This is a genomic window from Mycobacterium interjectum, from assembly GCF_900078675.2.
Lineage (GTDB): Bacteria > Actinomycetota > Actinomycetes > Mycobacteriales > Mycobacteriaceae > Mycobacterium > Mycobacterium interjectum.
Genome location: NZ_LT546237.1, coordinates 4,039,843 through 4,056,572 on the forward strand (window position 1 = coordinate 4,039,843; position 16,730 = coordinate 4,056,572).

The following is a 16,730-nucleotide window of genomic DNA, read 5'->3' on the forward strand; positions in this document are numbered from 1 at the left end:
CCCGCCAATTTCACCACCGCTGGTTTCGGGGCAACAGGTCCCACACGTGTTCGACCGCGTTGACCCCCGCCACCGTCGCCTCGCCGGACCGCGAGAACAACAGCCGGGTCACCGACGCGTAGTCGACGGGAAAGGACAACAACCGGGCCGTGCCGAGGATCTCGTGCAGCAGCACGTTGATCACGCCGCCATGGCTGAACACCGCGACCGTGTCCTCTGGATCAGCCGTGGTGACCAGGTCGTCGACCGCCGCGCGGACGCGTGCCCGGAATGCGTCCGCGTCGACCGCACTGGGTAGCTGCCCCTGGGCCAGGCGCGCCCACTCCTCCGGTCGTTCCGCCTTGATCTGCTCGACCGGGATGTAGACCGGAAGGTCACGGTCGTATTCAGCGAACCGATGGTCGATTTCGACGCTGAGCTCGCGGGCCGCCGCGACGGGTTCGGCGGTCTGGATGGCGCGCCGCTGCGGGCTGCTCACCACGCGCGATATCGGAAACCTGGCGAGCGCGTCGGGCAGCCGTTTGACCTGAGCCAGCCCGTCCTGCGACAGGTCCGGATCGGAGCCCTCGCCGTGTTCGCTGCGCAGCGGTAACGCGTGGCGGACCAGCAGCACTTGCATGTTCGTTCCCGTCGTCGGATTGTGGGCAGCGCCAGTTTCTCATCGCGCCTCACGAGGAGGAGAGATGACCCAGCCGGGCATGGATTGGGACGCCGCCTATCGGCAGGAGGCACCGCCACCGTGGAGCATCGGCCGGCCGCAGCCCGAGCTGGCGGCCCTGATCGATCAGGGCAAGGTGCGCAGCGCTGTCCTCGACGCCGGCTGCGGCCATGCCGAGCTGTCGCTGGCCCTCGCCGCGCGCGGCTACACGGTCGTCGGCCTGGACGCCAGCGCCACCGCGATCGCGGCCGCGACGGCGGCGGCAGCCGGACGCGGACTAACGACGGTGACCTTCGCGCAGGCCGACGTCACCAGCTTCGGTGGCTATGACGGGCGCTTCTCGACGATCCTGGACAGCGGACTGTTCCACGCGCTGCCGCCCGAGCGACGCCAGGACTACCTGCGGTCGATTTCTCGGGCCGCCGCGCCGGGCGCGGCGCTCTACATCCTGGCGTTCGCCGCCGGCGCGCTCGGCGACAGCGACGGGCCCGGCCCGCGCGGCTTCACCGAGGCGGAGTTGCGCGACGCCGTCGGGCAGCTGTGGCGGGTCGATGACATCCGCCCCGCAAAGCTGTACGGCAATGCCGACGCATTCGCGTCCGCCCCGGGCCTGTCGTCGCGCGTCGGGCGTGACGACGAAGGCCACTTCCTGGCTCCAGGCTTCCTGCTGAGCGCGCACAAGCCGGAACAATGACGCGGGCCGCGGGGTGGGAAAGCCCCCGATAGCGGAGAATGCTATTCTCTGCGCGGAGAGCGGGGTGTGCAGCCTATGACGAGTGTCAGCGAATCCCAACTGGACGCGGGCGTTCTTGCCCGCTGGCTCGATGCGAACGACGCACCGGGCCGCGGCCAACAACCGGCGCTGGAACCGCTCAAGGGCGGTTCGCAGAACACCCTCTACCTGGTCGAGCGGGGCGGGCAGCGGATGGTCCTCCGGATGCCCGGCGCCCGCGCCGACGCGGCCCGCATCGACGGCTTGCTGCGGGAAATCCGCCTGGTCCGCGCGCTGTCGGGCACCGACGTCCCGCACGCGGCGCTGGTCGCCGCCGACGACACCGGCGCCGTGCTGGGCATGCCGTTCTACGTGATGCAGGCGATCGACGGGTGGAGCCCGATGGACGGCGGGTGGCACGCGCCGTTCGACACCGACCTGGGCGCCCGTCGCGGGCTGGCGTTCCAACTCGTCGAGGGCGCCGCCAAGCTCGGCCGGGTGGACTGGCGCGCGCAGGGGCTCGAGGGCTTCGGCCGCCCGGACGGATTCCACGAACGCCAGGTCGACCGCTGGCTGAAGTTCCTCGACGCCTACAAGGTGCGCGAGCTGCCCGGGCTGGACGACGCCGCGGACTGGCTGCGCAACAACCGGCCCGCGAGCTACCGGCCGGGCATCATGCACGGCGACTACCAGTTCGCCAACGTGATGTTCGCGCACGGGCAGCCCGCCCGGCTGGCCGCGATCGTGGACTGGGAGATGACGACGGTCGGTGATCCGCTGCTGGATCTCGCGTGGGCGTTGCTGGGCTACGACGGCGAGGAGCCGAACACCGACGGGTTCTATCTGGACATGCGGGGCATGCCGACGCGCAGCGAATTGCTCGCGCACTACGAGAACGTCAGTGGGCTGTCCACCGAGAACATCGACTACTACCTGGTGCTGGCCAACTGGAAACTGGGGATCGTGCTGGAGAAGACCTACGCGGCTGGCGTGCGCACTGGGAAAGTGGACCCCCAGATCCAAGACACCTTCGGGGCGATGATCCCGCGCCTGATCGCCACCGCGGCGGACCTCGCCCGGTCCCTGCCTTCGGGGGGCCGCTGAAATGGCCTATGCCGACCAGCTTTTCGACCTCACCGACCGGGTGGTGCTGATCACCGGCGGCAGCCGCGGCCTGGGGCGTGAGATGGCGTTCGGCGTCGCGCACTGCGGCGCCGACGTGGTGATCGCCAGCCGCAACATGGACAACTGCGCGGCCACCGCGAAGGAGATCGAGGCCGAGACCGGCCGTTCCGCCATGCCCTACCAGGTGCACGTCGGGCGCTGGGAACAGCTCGACGGCCTGGTCGATGCGACCTACGAGCGGTTCGGCAAGGTAGACACGTTGATCAACAACGCCGGCATGTCACCGTTGTACGACAAGCTGACCGATGTCACCGAGAAGCTGTTCGACGCGGTGCTCAACCTGAACCTCAAGGGCCCCTTCCGGTTGTCGGCGTTGGTGGGCGAGCGGATGGTGGCGGCCGGTCGCGGATCCATCATCAACGTGAGCACCGCCGGATCGCTCCGCCCGGCCCCCGACATCATTCCCTACGCCGCGGCCAAGGCCGGGCTCAACGCCATGACCGAAGCCTTGGCGAAGGCGTTCGGACCGGCCGTTCGCGTGAACACGTTGATGGCGGGGCCGTTTCTCACCGACGTCAGCAAGGCCTGGAATCTCGACCGCGCCGAGGGCAAACCGTTCGGCCATCTGGCGTTGCAGCGCGCCGGCGACCCGCGTGAAATCGTCGGCGCCGCGCTGTTTCTGGCTTCCGACGCGTCCAGTTTCACCACCGGCTCGATCCTGCGCGCCGACGGCGGGATCCCCTGACACCTAGGAGTATCGAATGCCTTGGGACTTTTCCACCGAACCGGAGTTCGAGAAGAAGCTGGACTGGATCCGCGAGTTCGTGCGCGAGGAGGTGGAACCTCTCGAAGTCCTGTTCCCCGGCCGCGAGTTCCTGCCGCTCGACGACGAGCGGCGCCGGATCGTCGATCCGCTGAAGCAGCAGGTGCGCGACAACGGCTTGTGGGCACCGCATTTGGGCCCCGAGCTGGGCGGGCAGGGCTTCGGGGCGGTCAAGCTGACGTTGATCAACGAGATCCTGGGCCGCAGCCCGTGGGCGCCGATCGTGTTCGGAACGCAAGCGCCGGACACGGGCAATGCGGAGATCATCGCGCGCTTCGGAACCCGGGAGCAGAAGGACCGCTACCTGGCCGGGCTGCTGTCCGGGGAAATCTTTTCGTGCTTCTCGATGACCGAGCCGCAGGGTAGGGCCGATCCCCGGGTCTTCACCACCCGAGCCGAACGGGACGGGAGCGACTGGGTCATCACCGGACGAAAGTACTTCTCGTCCAACGCCTCCGTGGCCTCGTTCTTCATCGTGGTGGCGATCACCGATCCGGACGTGCCCGTGCATCAGGGCGCCTCCACGTTCCTGATCCCGGCCGGGACCCCCGGTCTGAACGTCGAAGCCACCCACCACCTCGTCGGCGCGGACCCACACGAGCCCGGGCATTCCCTGGTTCGCTACGACGCGGTGCGGGTGCCTTCCGACGCATTGCTCGGCGAACCGGGTCAGGGCTTCCTGATCTTGCAGACCCGCCTGGCCGGCGGGCGGCTGCACCACGCGATGCGCTCGATCGGCATGGCGCAACGCGCCGTCGAGATGATGTCGCGGCGCGCCAAAAGCCGCTTCACCCAGGGCAGCTCGCTTGCCGACAAGCAATTGGTGCAGGAGTTCGTCGCCGACTCCTACACGGAATTGATACCGTTCCGGCTGACCGTCCTGCACGCCGCCTGGCTCATCGACAACGGCGACGAGCGAGCCGCCCGCGCCGAGATCGCCGCCTGCAAGATCCTGGCGTCGCAGGTGCTGAAATCGATTGCACTGCGCGCGATTCAGGTCCATGGCGCGTTGGGGCTCACGGACCAACTGCCATTGGTCAACGTGCTGCTCGGCGGCATCGCGCTCGGACTGGCCGACGGGCCGACGGAGGCACACAAGGTCAACCTGGCGCGGATGCTCCTCAAGGGCTACGAGGCCGAGGAGGGTGACTGGCCGAGCGAGATGCTGGACGTCCGGCGCGAGGCGGCCCGCGCCAAATACGGTGAGCTCATTGACAACTAGCAAGCCCAATAGCCGGGTCGTCGCGGCGGTCGAGCGGGCCCTCGACGACCGACAGCGGGAGGCAACCGAGGAGGTCGAACGCATCCTTGCCGCCGCGGTGCGCGTCATGGAACGGGTCGCGCCCGAGGCGCCCCGAGTCAGCGACATCGTCGCGGAGGCCGGCTCGTCGAACAAGGCGTTCTACCGGTATTTCGCCGGCAAGGACGACCTCATCCTCGCGGTGATGGAACGCGGCGTGGCCATCGTCGTGTCCTACCTGCAGCACCAGATGGCCAAGGAGACCCGCCCGGCGGACAAGGTGGCGCGCTGGATCGAGGGCGCACTGGCGCAGGTCGCCGACCCGCACCTGATCAGCATGAGCCGCGCGGCGGCCGGGCAGATGTCGGCCGGCGCCAACTCGCGGATGGCCGACCAGGAGACGCTGCGACCGCTGCGGGATCTTCTCACCGAACCCGTTGCGGCGCTGGGCAGCACCGATGTCGACCGCGACGTCGAAGCGGTGTTCTGCTGCACCGCCGCGGCCATGCGGCGATACGTCGGTTCCGCCGGCCGGCCCGAACCAGACGACATCGCACACCTGGTGGGATTCTGCCTGCGCGGCCTGGGGGTCCGATGATGCGCGCCGCCGTCTGCCGCGCCTATGGCTCGCCGGAGGACCTGGTCATCGACGACGTCGCCGATCCCGTACCCGGCCCCGGCCAGCTCGTGGTTCGCGTGCACGCCGCGGCGGTCAACTTTCCCGATGTGCTGCTGATCGCCGGCAAGTATCAGGTCAAGATCCCGGTGCCGTTCATTCCGGGTAGCGAACTGGCCGGGGAAGTAGTGGCCGTCGGTGCCGGCACGCCGTATCGGCGCGGCCAGCGGGTGTTCGCGACCACGCCGACCGGGGCGTTCGCGGAGCAGGCGCTGCTCGATGCGGGCTCGGTGGCGCCCATTCCGGACGGCGCCGACTTCGCCGCCGCCGCGGCGTTCGGCGTCACGTATCGAACCGCGTATCACGCGCTGCGGTCGATCGCCGGAGTGGCGCAAGGTGATTGGGTGGTGGTCCTGGGCGCCGCCGGTGGCGTGGGGCTGGCCGCCGTCGACCTGGCGGTGGCGATAAAGGCCCGGGTGCTGGCCGCGGCGTCCAGCCCGGAAAAGCTGGAGCTGTGCCGGGAGCGCGGTGCGGAGGCGACCGTCGACTACGACCACGAAGACCTGAAGACGCGCATCCGCGAGCTCACCGGCGACACCGCGCGCGTGGTCCTCGACCCCGTCGGCGGGGCGTATGCCGAACCCGCGCTTCGCGGTCTGGCCCGCGGCGGAACCTTCATCACCCTGGGCTACGCCTCGGGCACCATCCCGGCCATCCCGCTGAACCTGGTCCTGCTCAAGGGAATCACCATCCGCGGCATGGAGATCCGCACCTTCATGGGCGACCGGCCGGACGACGCCGCGCGCGACATGGCCGAGCTGTCCCAGATGTTCGCCGCCGGCACCATCCGGCCCTACATCGGCGCGCGGTTCCCGCTATCCGAAACCGCGGCCGCGCTGCGGCACGTCTCCGAGCGCAAGGTGCTGGGCAAGGTCGTCATCGACGTGGCGTGATCCGAGCGGCTGACGCGTCGGGAGCGCGAGCAGACGCTACGGCGTGACGATGTTGAAGTTCTGGTCCGGCTCGTCGAGCGCACCCAAAAATGCCTGCAGCGCCCCCTGGTCGCCGGAAATTTCGAGCCCGGGCGAGGCGAAGTCGCCCATCGCCGCCGTCAGCAACCGAAACTTTTTGTCCAGCTTGACCGTAACGGCAGCCGTCACCGCGTCGGCGGCCACCTTCCGGTAGACCAGTACCCCGTTGCGCAGGGTGAGCCGATAGTTGGCGGCCGGGTCGGCGAACGAGATGTCCAGCGCGATGTCGAGGTCCCAGCTGCGCGGCCCGTCGACCCGCAGGGCGAAGCTGTCGAAGATCTGCTCGGGAGTCAGCTGGTTGAGCATCGAGGCCGACGCCGCGGTCACGGCGGTGCCGAAGTTGCCGTCCCGCAATTCCGTTGCGCCACTCATGAAGAAGTTGCGCCACGTCGCGTTCTCGGCGCCGTAGGCCAGCTGCTCCAGTGTGTCGGCGTACAGCGCGCGGGCCGCCGCGTGATCGCTGTCGGTGAAGATCGCGTGGTCGAGCAGCGTTGCCGCCCAGCGGAAGTCACCGGCGTCGAAGGCCGAGCGGGCGAGGCCCACAACCCGGTCGATGCCGCCCATCGCGTCGACGTAGCGCGCGGCGAGGGCCTCGGGCGGATGGGGCCACAGCCGCCCGGGATTGCCGTCGAACCAGCCCATGTAGCGCTGGTATACGGCCTTCACGTTGTGGCTGACCGACCCGTAGTACCCGTGGGTGTGCCAGGCCCGCTCCAGCGCCGGCGGCATCTGGAACATCTCGGCGATCTCGACGCCGGTATAGCCCTTGTTGAGCAGCCGCAGGGTCTGGTCGTGCAGGTAGGCGTACATATCCCGTTGCAGGGATAGGAATTCGACGATGCGGTCGCGTCCCCAGGTCGGCCAGTGGTGGGAGGCGAACACCACCTCGGCGCGGTCGGCGAAGGTGTCGATGGCCTCGGTGAGGTAGCCGGACCAGGCGTGCGGGTCACGCACCAACGCGCCGCGCAACGTCAGCAGGTTGTGCAGGTTGTGGGTGGCGTTCTCGGCCATGCACAGCGCGCGAAAACGCGGAAAATAGAAGTGCATTTCGGCGGGCGCCTCGGTGCCGGGCGCCATCTGGAATTCCATCTCCACGCCGTCGATGGTGTGCTTCTCCCCGGTCTCCCGGATGCCGATGGTCGGCACGATGACGGCCACCTCGCCGGTGGACGGGGCCTGGCCAAGCCCGCAGCCCACCTGGCCCAACGGCCCACGTGGCAACAGGGTTCCGTACATGTAGGTCGCCCTGCGCGTCATTGCCGGGCCGGCGTAGACGTTCTCTTGGACGGCATGCTCGACGAAGCCGTCCGGTGCCAGCACCGCGACCGCTCCGCCGTCCACGTCGGCCTGCGCGGTGACGCCGAGAACGCCGCCGAAATGGTCGACATGGCTGTGGGTGTAGATCACCGCGACGACGGGGCGGTCGCCACCGCGGTGGGTGCGATACAGGGCCAGCGCCGCGGCGGCCACCTCGGTGGATATCAGCGGATCGATGACGATGACACCGGTGTCGCCCTCGACGAAGGTGACGTTCGAGATGTCGAAGCCGCGGACCTGATAGATGCCCGGCACCACTTCGTAGAGACCTTGCTTTGCGGCCAGGGTCGACTGCCGCCAGAGGCTGGGGTGCACGGACGTCGGTGCGGCCCCGTCGAGGAACGAGTAGGCGTCGTTGTCCCACACCACGCGGCCGTCGGCCGCCCTGATGACGCAGGGCGACAGCGCCGCGATGAACCCGCGATCGGCGTCGTCGAAGTCCCTCGTGTCATCGAACGGCAGGGCGTGCCCACCGTGGGCCGAATCGATGATGGCGGTTGGGGGTTTGTGTTCCACCGGCAATACATTGCCATTAATGCGCCGTCCCGGGAACGAACGAAAAGAAGACATCTGGCCGGTCAAAAGAATTTTCCCTGAACCTCTTCTATGCGGCGCGGCAAACCCGCATACTGCCTTGACGGTTCTCAATGCCGAGGACCGCAACGATCGGGCGAAGGAGAACAGGTGAAGCGTGGACTGACTGTCGCGGCCGCCGGAGCCGCAATTCTGGCAGCAGCTATTGCGGGATGTTCGAGCAACAAGGGAACTACGGTCAGTGGTGGCGGGGTCACGGCAAGCACCGGCGGCACGACGAAGGTCATCATCGACGGTAAGGACCAGAACGTCCAGGGCAGCACCGTCTGCACCAAGGCCGCCGGCAACGTGAACATTGCGGTCGGTGGAAGCAACACCGGGATCAGCGTGGTGCTCACCGATGCCAACCCGCCCGGTGTGAAGGCAGTCCAGCTCGGCAACGTCAACGGTGTGACCCTGCAGTACGCGCAGGGCGGTCAGGGCAACGCCTCGGCGACCAAGGACGGCAACACCTACAAGATCACCGGCACCGCCACGGGCGTGGACATGGCCAACCCGATGCAACCGGTGAACAAGCCGTTCGAAATCGACGCGACTTGCTCTTAACTCGGTGACTGAGCGGGCGGTTGCCACCCGTTGAGTGGCAACCGCACCGTGAACTCGGTGTGGCCCGGTGCGCTGCTGACCGTGATCGTCCCGTTGTGCGCCTTGACGACGGCCGAGACGATCGCCAAGCCCAGCCCGGTGCTGCCCCCCTTGCGGGAGCGCGAGGAATCGCCGCGCGCGAACCGCTCGAAGACCTCGGATTGCAGCGCCGCCGGGATGCCCTGGCCGTTGTCGATGACCTGCAGCAGGGTGTGCGTCGGCTCGGTGGTCAACCTCGTCGTCACGACGGTCCCGGCGGCGGTGTGGACGCGGGCGTTGGCGAGCAGGTTCGTCAAGACCTGGTGCAGCCGCGCCGCATCGCCGGTGACGACGACGGGTTTCTCGGGCAGGTCAAGCTCCCACTGATGATCCGGCCCGGCGACGTGCGCGTCGCTCACCGCGTCGACCGCCAACCGCGACAGGTCCACCGGTTCACGTTCCAGCGGCCGGCCGGAGTCCAGGCGGGCCAGCAGCAGCAGGTCCTCGACGAGTCGCGTGATCCGCTCCGTCTCGGATGCCACCCGGCTCATCGCGTGCGCCACCGCCTCGCGGTCGTCACCCATGCGCTGGGTGAGCTCGGTGTAGCCGCGGATCGCGGCGAGCGGCGTGCGTAATTCGTGACTGGCGTCCGCGACGAACTGGCGAACCCGGGTCTCGCTGGCTTGCCGCGCCGACAGCGCGGCGGCGATGTGGTCGAGCATCCGGTTCAGCGCGAACCCGAGCTGACCCACCTCGGTGGCCGGGTTCGCGTCGGACTCGGCCACCCGCACCGGCAGCTCGACCTCGCCGCGGTCCAACGGCAGGTCCGCCGCCTCGCTCGCGGTCTGCGCGACGCGGCGCAACGGCGCCAGCGCCCGCCTGATGATGACGACACCGGCGGTGGTCGCGGCAACCAGCGCGATAACCGTGACGATTCCGAGGATGACCAGCATCCGGATCATGGTGGCGTCTACGCCTGCCATCGACAGGCCGGTGACGATGATGTCGCCACCGCTGCGACTCGGCGCGGAGACGACGCGGTAGCGCCCGAGCCCGTCGAGGTCGAGCGTCACCGCCTTGCGGCTGTCGGCGATGTGTTCCAGTTGCGCTTGCGCGGCCGGGGTCAGCGCCGCCCGCGACCCGGCGCTGGTCAGGTATCCGGCGTCGACGGTCTTGCCGTTGCTGATCACCGCGGCGACCATGCCGGCGGGCTGGCCCGGGGCATCGAGGAACCGCGGACCCGGGCCCGGTCGCGGATAGTAGAAGTGCGATTCGTGGTGCCAGCCGGGACGTTTCGGCTCGGGATACATCAGCGCCGACCGGTAGGAGGCCCCGGCGAGTTGCCCGTCGAGCTGCGCCACCAGATGGTGCAGCAAGGCCAGTTCGGTGGCCGCGGTGATGCCGACGCAGACGACGGCGAGAACGACGATCTGCCCGGCCAACAGCCGGAGCCGAAGCGACCAGACCCGCCGCGTCCTAGCGGGCTGGCTTGAGGACATAGCCCGCGCCGCGCAGCGTATGGATCATGGGTTCGCGACCGTTGTCGATCTTCTTGCGCAGGTAGGAAATGTAGAGCTCGACGATGTTGGATCGGCCGCCGAAGTCATAGCTCCACACCCGGTCCAGGATCTGGGCCTTGCTCAGCACCCGCTTGGAGTTGCGCATCATGAAGCGCAACAGCTCGAACTCCGTGGAGGTCAACGAGATCGGCTCGCCGGCGCGCGTGACCTCGTGACTGTCCTCGTCCAGCACCAAGTCGCCGACCACCAGCTGCGCCCCGCTGTCCATGGTCGTGACCCCGGTACGCCGGAGCAGCGCCCGCAACCGCAGCACTACCTCCTCGATGCTGAACGGTTTGGTCACATAGTCGTCGCCGCCCGCGGTCAGCCCGGCGATGCGGTCTTCCACCGCATCCTTGGCCGTCAGCAACAGCACCGGCAGCTGCGGGTTCTCTTCGCGGAGCTTGTGCAGCACGTCGAGCCCGCTCATGTCGGGGAGCATGACGTCGAGAACGACCACATCGGGCCGTTGCGCCCTGGCCGAGGCGATGGCCGACGACCCGTCGCCGGCGGTCGAGATGTTCCAGCCCTCGTACCGCAGTGCCATGGACACCATTTCGGCCAAGACAGCTTCGTCGTCGACGACGAGGACATTGATCGGATTGCCGTCGGCACGGCACATGACAACCCGCTCTACCGACGCTCGCGACTGTGTCACAGAGTCCAGTATCCGCAGCGGACTGGGTCGACGCTATGCCATTCCTATGCGTGTCCTGTGAAAAGATCGCGTGGCCGCCGGGCGGTCACGCGATCCGGTATGCGGGCGCTGCCTAATACCAATACCGCCTGCCGGCGACCGGCCGGCCGACGGATCCCAAGATCCACAGGACCGCACCGATGACGAGCAAGACGATGCCGAGCACCCACAACAAATGGATGCCGAAGATGAATCCCAGAACAAGCAAGACGATGCCGAGGATGATCATGACAATTTTTCCTTTACGTGAGGGGTACTAGGCTGCTGGACATCGAGCTGGGCTGCGGTACTTTGCAATCCTTGACTTTCGGATTGACGCCCGCGTAGTTCAACGGCCCGGCAATTATTGTCAACGCGATATTTCCCGCCGTGACACAGTTTGTTGAATCACCCTTGAAGTAGTCGCGTTGGTACGCCGCGAAAACTCCGATGAGCAGCCACACCAGGACAATCGCGCCGATCACTCCGCGTCCACGCATGGTGACCTCCATTGTGTTCGAGAAAATTTCCCGTGCGCCTAGCTTTACCCGTTCGACTTGTGTCTAAACCTGGCCGATTCCCATTCCTCCGGCGTCAGCCGCTAAAGCGAGCCGCTAGGAATGCTCGGCAAGCCACGCCGCGGCCCGCCGCTTCGAGGCGCGCGACAGCCACGCGTCCTGAATCAGCTCGGCCAGTTCCGTCGTCGTAATCTCGGCCAGTCGGCCGGCCCGCACCAGCACCGAGGGGTGCCCGTCGAAATGGCCCGTGGTGAAGAACGGCGACGCGGGATCCTGGATGAGCGCAAGCTTGTCGCTTTCCGATTCGACCCAGAGCATGATCACGTCGGCGTAGCGTTCGCCGGTCTCCGGGTTCGTCGCGTCGGGCTGGGGAGTACGAAAGAAGATGAACGACTTTCCGCCCACCTGATAGATCGGGTTCCCCTTGGGGCCCTCCAACCGCCTGACGTGGGGCATCGACGCGGCGATCCGATGCACGTCGCTTGCCCGGGCAGGCCGATCACCCATGGCCGCGACACTACCGCCCGGATCGGTAGCATGGCGAGTGGCGTTGCGGTAAAGGGGGATTGATGTGCGGTGACTGACACCCTGTTCGCTGATGTCTCCGAATTTCAAGTCCCCGTGAATGATTCGTATCCGTACCGGGTGCTTTCGATCCGCGCCTGTGACGGCACCTATCGGGATCACAATTTCGCGGCCAACTATGCGTGGATGCGGACAGCCTTGGACAGCGGACGCCTGACATTCGGAATCGTCTACACCTACGTCCGCCCGAACTGGTTGGACAACGCCAACACGGTGCGCTCGATGATCGATGCCGGCGGCGGCCTGCATCCGCGGGTCGCCCTGATGCTCGACGTGGAATCGGGCGGCAACCCGCCAGGCGACGGTTCGACCTGGATCAACGGTTTGTACTGGAACCTGGCCGACTACGCAGCTGATCCCGCGCGAATCATCGGTTATGCCAACGCCTATGACTTCTTCAACATGTGGCGGATGCGGCCTGAGGGCTTGCGGGTCATCGCGGCCGGCTACGGGTCCAACCCGGACCTGCCGGGCCAAGTCGCGCACCAGTACACCGATGGCACAGGCTTCAGCCCGAACCTGCCGCAGGGGTGTCCGCCCTTCGGAAACTGCGACATGAACTCGGCCGACGGGCTGACACCACAAGAGTTTGCCGCCGCGTGCGGCATCAGCGGGAACGGAGGAGGGTTGATGGCACTCACCGATGCCGAGCAAGCCGAGCTGTTGAACAAGGTCCGCGACATCTGGGACCAACTGCGCGGGCCGGACGGCGCGGGCTGGCCGCAGCTCGGTCAGAACAGCGCAGGCCAGGACCTCACGCCGGTCGACGCGATCGCGGCGATCAAGCAGGACGTGGCGGGGATGCGGGCGACGGAAACAACCCGCGGGCCAAGCTGATTTACGAGCCGAGGGCTTTGGACAACAGCGCGGTGAGGCGCCTCTGCTCGGCCGCGTCCAGCCGCTCCGTCAGCGGCGCCATGAGTTCGCCGATTTCGGCGATGATCCGCGTTTCTAGACGTCGGGCCTCCGCGGCGAGGCCGACGCGCACCGACCGTGCGTCCGCCGGATCGGGGGCCTTGCGCACCAGTCCGCGCTGGGCCGCCCGGTCGATGAGCCCGCTGACGGTCGAGCGTTCTAGACCGAGATAGTTGGCAAGCTCGGCCATCGTGGGTTCCCGATCGCGCAGGATTCCGAGCACGCGCAGTTGCGTCAGCGATAAGCCATGTTGGGCGGCAACGCGGTTGAGCATCGCGATTACCACGAAGGACATCTGCACCAAGCTGTCCGTGAGTTCACCGAAGTGGTCCACATCCCAACCGTACCTTGCTTTAGTTCGTATTGCCATCTATTTTAGTTCGTGTTGCCATCTAAACTCGCGGAGGTTCAGCCATGCATGCAGCAGTTGTTACAAGTTTCGACAGGCCGCCGACCTACCGCGAGTTCCCCAGCCCCACTGCGCACACACCCGGCGAGATGATCGTTGACGTCATTGCCTCCGGCCTGCACCCGCGGGTGCGCTCGCAGGCCGACGGCTCCCACTACACCAGCTGTGGGGAGCTGCCCCTGGTCCCCGGCATCGACGGAGTAGGTCGCGCTCCCGACGGCACCCTGCGCTACTTCGTCCTTCCCGACACGACCGTGGGCGCAATGGCCGAACAGACCGTTATCGACCAGCGCCGCAGCATCGTGCTGCCGGACAATGCCGATCCAATCCTGCTGGCCGCGGCGATGAATCCGGTGATGTCCTCCTGGGTCGCACTCCGCAGGCGCATCGACTTCAAGCCGGGTCAATCGGTACTGGTGCTCGGAGCCACCGGTAGCGCGGGTCGTATGGCGGTGCAGGTTGTCAAACTTCTCGGAGCCGGCCACGTGATCGGCGCCGGACGCGACGCTCAGCGACTCTCGGCCCTGGTCGACCTGGGCGCGGATACCACGGTACCGCTCGGGAATGCTTCTGCCGTAGGCGAACTCGCGCGGGTGGCGCGTGACGTTGACGTCGTCATCGACTACCTGTGGGGCCCGATTACTGCCGATCTCATGGCCGGCATCGCCGCCAACCGATCCGATCGCGGAAGGCCGCTCACCTGGGTCGAGATCGGCTCGGTCACCGGCGCGTCGGCAGCCATTCCCTCGGCAGCGCTGCGCGCCGTGCGACTGCAAATCGTCGGAAGCGGTCAGGGGTCGGTGCCGGCGCGCGACTTCCTCGCCGAACTCCCCTCGCTCGCCACCGAAATCACCAGGGGCAGCTTCGTATTCGATGCCCGCGTCGTGCCGCTCGCCGACGTCGAAGCCGCCTGGACGGCCACCGCCACCGGGCAGCGGATCGTGATCACGCCCTAGTTGGCTGGCCGCACCCCGCTCACCGCGGCCGTCGCTGCGCCGACACATACAGCGTCGGCGGCATCACGTGCCCGGCGCCCTCCGGAATGCTGCGGCCATAGCGAGCCATCAGCTCGGAGAAGGTGGCCGTCGACACGTCCCAGCCGTGCTCGCGCAGCCAACCGTCGACGGGGGTGCGTTCCTCGGGGTACCACAGGTCGTCGAAGTCGGTGATCTCGGCGTCGACCAGCCTGGCGGCCGCCGCCCGCATGCGCTGCATGTCCTCGCGCTGGCGCCGGACGAGGTCGGGGTCGGTGAATCCGGCGCCGGGCACGTTTGACGCCAGGCAACTGCCCGGGACACTCAGCGAGTGGACGCGCTCGAACAGTAGGTCCTGGGCCTGCGCCGGCAGGTACCGGACCAGCCCCTCGGCCGACCAGACCGCCGGCTGTGACTCGTCAAAGCCCGCTTCCCGCAGCGCTTTCGGCCAGTCCTGGCGCAGATCGATCGGCACGTTCACCAGCCGCGCCTTCGGGTCCGCGCCGTGCTCGCGCAGCGTGTTGGATTTGAATTCCAGCACCTTGGGCTGGTCCAGCTCGTAGACGACCGTGCCGTCCGGCCACGGCAGCCGCCAGGTGCGTGCGTCCAGGCCGGCGGCCAGAATCACCACCTGCCGGACGCCGGCGTCGGCCGCGCCGAGAAAGAATTCGTCGAAAAACGCTGTGCGCGTTGCCATGAAGTCGATCATCAGTTGTATCCGCGCCCGCACGTCCGGCTCCAGCTCGACCGCCTTGGCCAGCAGCTTGGGGTCCGCGTAGATGCTCCACATCCCCTCGCCTGCCGCATCCACGAACACGCGCGCGAACGGGTCGCTGATGAGCGGGTTCGCGCTCTCGGTCTCGGCGGCACGCGCCGCGGCGACACCCAGTGCGGTGGCTCCCACGCTCTGCGTGATGTCCCAGGAATCGTTGTCGGTACGCGGCATCGCCATCCCCTTCAGGCCCAAAGTCCGTTAGTTCCGCACACTATTGTTCCAGGCTCCCGCGTGAACCCGCCGCCCGTTCCGGGTGACCTAGGCTTCTTCTCATGACCGTCGACCTCGAGGCCGTAGCGGGATGGATGTCCGACCGGGGGCTCGGCGAGGGACCGCTCGAGGACGTCGCCACCGTCACCGGCGGAACGCAGAACGTCATGCTGCGCTTCACCCGGGCCGGCCGGCCCTACGTGCTGCGGCGCGGGCCCCGGCATCTGCGGCCGCGCAGCAACAGCGTGATCTTGCGGGAAACCAAGGTTCTTGCGGCGCTGGCCGACTCCGACGTACCGCACCCGCACCTGATCGCCACCTGTGACGACCCCGCCGTGCTCGGCGACGCCGTCTTCTACCTGATGGAACCGGTCGACGGGTTCAACGCCGGCGAGGGGCTGCCGCCATTGCACGCGGGCGACCCGGACGTGCGGTTCGGGATGGGGCTGTCGATGGCCGATGCCCTGGCGAAGCTGGGTACCGTCGACCACGTCGCGGTGGGCCTCGCGGATTTCGGTAAGCCGGAGGGCTTTCTGGAGCGCCAGGTGCCGCGCTGGCTTTCCGAGCTGGACTCCTACAGCGAGTACGACGGCTACCCCGGGCCACAGATCCCGGGGATCGAGGAGGTGTCGTCCTGGCTGGAGCGGCGCCGGCCGACGACCTGGACGCCGGGGATCATGCACGGCGACTACCACGCCGCCAACGTCATGTTCTCCCGCACCGGGCCGGAGGTCGTCGCGATCGTCGACTGGGAGATGTGCACGATCGGTGACCCCCTGCTGGACCTGGGCTGGCTGCTGGCCACCTGGCGCCAGCCCGATGGGTCCAGCGTGTTCAGCCACGCCCTCGGCGGCCAGGACGGGCTGGCCAGCACCGACGACCTGTTCCAGCGGTATGCGGCCAACACCACCCGCGACCTGTCCAACATCACCTGGTACACGGTGCTGGCCTGCTTCAAGCTCGGCATCGTGATCGAGGGCACGCTGGCGCGGGCCTGCGCGGGCAAGGCGGAGAAGGAAGTCGGCGACCAGCTCCACGCCGCCACCGTGCAGCTGTTCGAGCGGGCGCTGACGCTTATCGACACGCAACCCTGACCCACTAACATCTCCCCCCGTGCCGTCCTACCCCGAGAACCCCGACTTCTACTCCGAGCCGACCCGGGCCGCCGGATACGGTGGCTACTACGACGAGCCGGCGCCGCAGCCGCCCGAGCCGCCGACGCCCTGGTATCGCCGTCCGGCGGCGCTGGTCGCGGCCGGCGCCCTTGCGGTGATCGTGCTCGGTCTCGCGGCGTACGCGGTGGTCAACCTGGTGGCCGGCTCCCCCGCGCCGAAGGCTCCGAACACCACCACGACCACGACGCCCGCTCCCACCACGACGGTGCCGACGACGACGACGGCGTCACCGCGCCACCACGGAGGCGGCGGGG

19 protein-coding genes and 1 pseudogene are annotated in these 16,730 nt (G+C 67.8%); 11 read left to right on the top strand and 9 right to left on the bottom strand.

Annotated elements, in window-relative coordinates:
• Positions 1-10: 10 nt before the first annotated feature.
• Complete coding sequence (locus BN4348_RS53990) at positions 11-619, bottom strand: histidine phosphatase family protein (protein WP_066916875.1); 609 nt, start codon at positions 617-619, stop codon at positions 11-13.
• A 64-nt stretch (positions 620-683) separates the two neighbouring features.
• Between BN4348_RS53990 and BN4348_RS53995 the strand changes: the two genes are divergently transcribed.
• The 6 genes from BN4348_RS53995 (at position 684) to BN4348_RS54020 (ending at position 6,127) form a co-directional block, all read left to right on the top strand.
• The gene (locus BN4348_RS53995; RefSeq protein WP_066916877.1) at positions 684-1,352 is read left to right on the top strand and encodes a class I SAM-dependent methyltransferase; all 669 of its coding nucleotides are present in this window, start codon (positions 684-686) and stop codon (positions 1,350-1,352) included.
• A gap of 75 nt (positions 1,353-1,427) precedes the next feature.
• Complete coding sequence (locus BN4348_RS54000) at positions 1,428-2,474, top strand: phosphotransferase family protein (RefSeq protein ID WP_066916879.1); 1,047 nt, start codon at positions 1,428-1,430, stop codon at positions 2,472-2,474.
• Between the two features lies 1 nt (position 2,475).
• A complete protein-coding gene (locus BN4348_RS54005) occupies positions 2,476-3,240 on the top strand; it encodes an SDR family NAD(P)-dependent oxidoreductase (protein ID WP_066916881.1) in 765 nt (254 codons plus the stop codon).
• 16 nt (positions 3,241-3,256) lie between these two features.
• On the top strand, positions 3,257-4,540 hold the full coding sequence (locus BN4348_RS54010) for an acyl-CoA dehydrogenase family protein (RefSeq protein ID WP_066916883.1): 1,284 nt from the start codon (positions 3,257-3,259) through the stop codon (positions 4,538-4,540).
• Positions 4,530-5,156 carry a TetR/AcrR family transcriptional regulator gene (locus tag BN4348_RS54015; protein ID WP_276003198.1) on the top strand — a complete coding sequence of 209 codons (627 nt, stop codon included), beginning with the start codon at positions 4,530-4,532 and terminating at the stop codon, positions 5,154-5,156. Before BN4348_RS54010 ends, BN4348_RS54015 begins: the two co-directional genes overlap by 11 nt.
• Positions 5,156-6,127, top strand: a complete 972-nt coding sequence (locus BN4348_RS54020; RefSeq protein WP_066916887.1) for an NADPH:quinone oxidoreductase family protein — start codon at positions 5,156-5,158, stop codon at positions 6,125-6,127. Before BN4348_RS54015 ends, BN4348_RS54020 begins: the two co-directional genes overlap by 1 nt.
• A 36-nt stretch (positions 6,128-6,163) precedes the next feature.
• On the opposite strand, the gene BN4348_RS54025 is transcribed toward BN4348_RS54020, so the two are convergent.
• Positions 6,164-8,044 (bottom strand): alkyl/aryl-sulfatase, encoded by a 1,881-nt coding sequence (locus BN4348_RS54025; RefSeq protein WP_167670482.1) that lies wholly within the window; start codon positions 8,042-8,044, stop codon positions 6,164-6,166.
• 162 nt (positions 8,045-8,206) lie between these two features.
• Here BN4348_RS54025 and BN4348_RS54030 point away from each other — a divergent pair, with 162 nt between their 5' ends.
• On the top strand, positions 8,207-8,662 hold the full coding sequence (locus BN4348_RS54030; RefSeq protein WP_066916891.1) for a lipoprotein LpqH: 456 nt from the start codon (positions 8,207-8,209) through the stop codon (positions 8,660-8,662).
• Here BN4348_RS54030 and BN4348_RS54035 read toward each other — a convergent pair.
• The 5 genes from BN4348_RS54035 to BN4348_RS54055 all read right to left on the bottom strand — a co-directional run bounded on the left by BN4348_RS54035 (position 8,659) and on the right by BN4348_RS54055 (position 11,940).
• A complete protein-coding gene (locus BN4348_RS54035) occupies positions 8,659-10,179 on the bottom strand; it encodes a sensor histidine kinase (RefSeq protein WP_066916893.1) in 1,521 nt (506 codons plus the stop codon). The two genes, BN4348_RS54030 and BN4348_RS54035, sit on opposite strands and share 4 nt — an antisense overlap.
• On the bottom strand, positions 10,157-10,861 hold the full coding sequence (gene tcrX / locus BN4348_RS54040) for a two-component system response regulator TcrX (RefSeq protein WP_066916895.1): 705 nt from the start codon (positions 10,859-10,861) through the stop codon (positions 10,157-10,159). The genes BN4348_RS54035 and tcrX overlap by 23 nt, the downstream gene beginning before the upstream one ends.
• Before the next feature lie 148 nt (positions 10,862-11,009).
• A complete protein-coding gene (locus tag BN4348_RS60565; RefSeq protein WP_096866214.1) occupies positions 11,010-11,165 on the bottom strand; it encodes a DUF6131 family protein in 156 nt (51 codons plus the stop codon).
• A 13-nt stretch (positions 11,166-11,178) separates the two neighbouring features.
• Positions 11,179-11,427: a hypothetical protein gene (locus BN4348_RS54050; protein WP_066916897.1), complete on the bottom strand. Its 249-nt coding sequence runs from the start codon at positions 11,425-11,427 to the stop codon at positions 11,179-11,181.
• A 102-nt stretch (positions 11,428-11,529) separates the two neighbouring features.
• Complete coding sequence (locus BN4348_RS54055) at positions 11,530-11,940, bottom strand: MmcQ/YjbR family DNA-binding protein (RefSeq protein ID WP_066916899.1); 411 nt, start codon at positions 11,938-11,940, stop codon at positions 11,530-11,532.
• A gap of 69 nt (positions 11,941-12,009) precedes the next feature.
• Here BN4348_RS54055 and BN4348_RS54060 point away from each other — a divergent pair, with 69 nt between their 5' ends.
• Positions 12,010-12,855 (top strand): hypothetical protein, encoded by an 846-nt coding sequence (locus BN4348_RS54060; RefSeq protein WP_066916900.1) that lies wholly within the window; start codon positions 12,010-12,012, stop codon positions 12,853-12,855.
• Position 12,856: 1 nt separating this feature from the next.
• Here the strand turns inward: BN4348_RS54060 and BN4348_RS54065 are convergent, their stop codons facing one another.
• Entirely contained in the window at positions 12,857-13,267 is a 411-nt protein-coding gene (locus tag BN4348_RS54065) for a MarR family winged helix-turn-helix transcriptional regulator (RefSeq protein ID WP_235852816.1), read from the bottom strand.
• Positions 13,268-13,605: 338 nt separating this feature from the next.
• On the opposite strand from BN4348_RS54065, the gene BN4348_RS54070 reads away from it, so the two are divergent.
• A complete protein-coding gene (locus tag BN4348_RS54070) occupies positions 13,606-14,298 on the top strand; it encodes a quinone oxidoreductase family protein (protein ID WP_235852817.1) in 693 nt (230 codons plus the stop codon).
• A 19-nt stretch (positions 14,299-14,317) separates the two neighbouring features.
• Here the strand turns inward: BN4348_RS54070 and BN4348_RS54075 are convergent, their stop codons facing one another.
• Positions 14,318-15,262: a class I SAM-dependent methyltransferase gene (locus BN4348_RS54075; protein WP_066916940.1), complete on the bottom strand. Its 945-nt coding sequence runs from the start codon at positions 15,260-15,262 to the stop codon at positions 14,318-14,320.
• Between the two features lie 101 nt (positions 15,263-15,363).
• Here BN4348_RS54075 and BN4348_RS54080 point away from each other — a divergent pair, with 101 nt between their 5' ends.
• Entirely contained in the window at positions 15,364-16,395 is a 1,032-nt protein-coding gene (locus BN4348_RS54080; protein ID WP_066916903.1) for a phosphotransferase family protein, read from the top strand.
• Positions 16,396-16,414: 19 nt separating this feature from the next.
• Positions 16,415-16,730 (top strand): annotated as a pseudogene (locus tag BN4348_RS54085) (hypothetical protein); the annotation flags it as partial.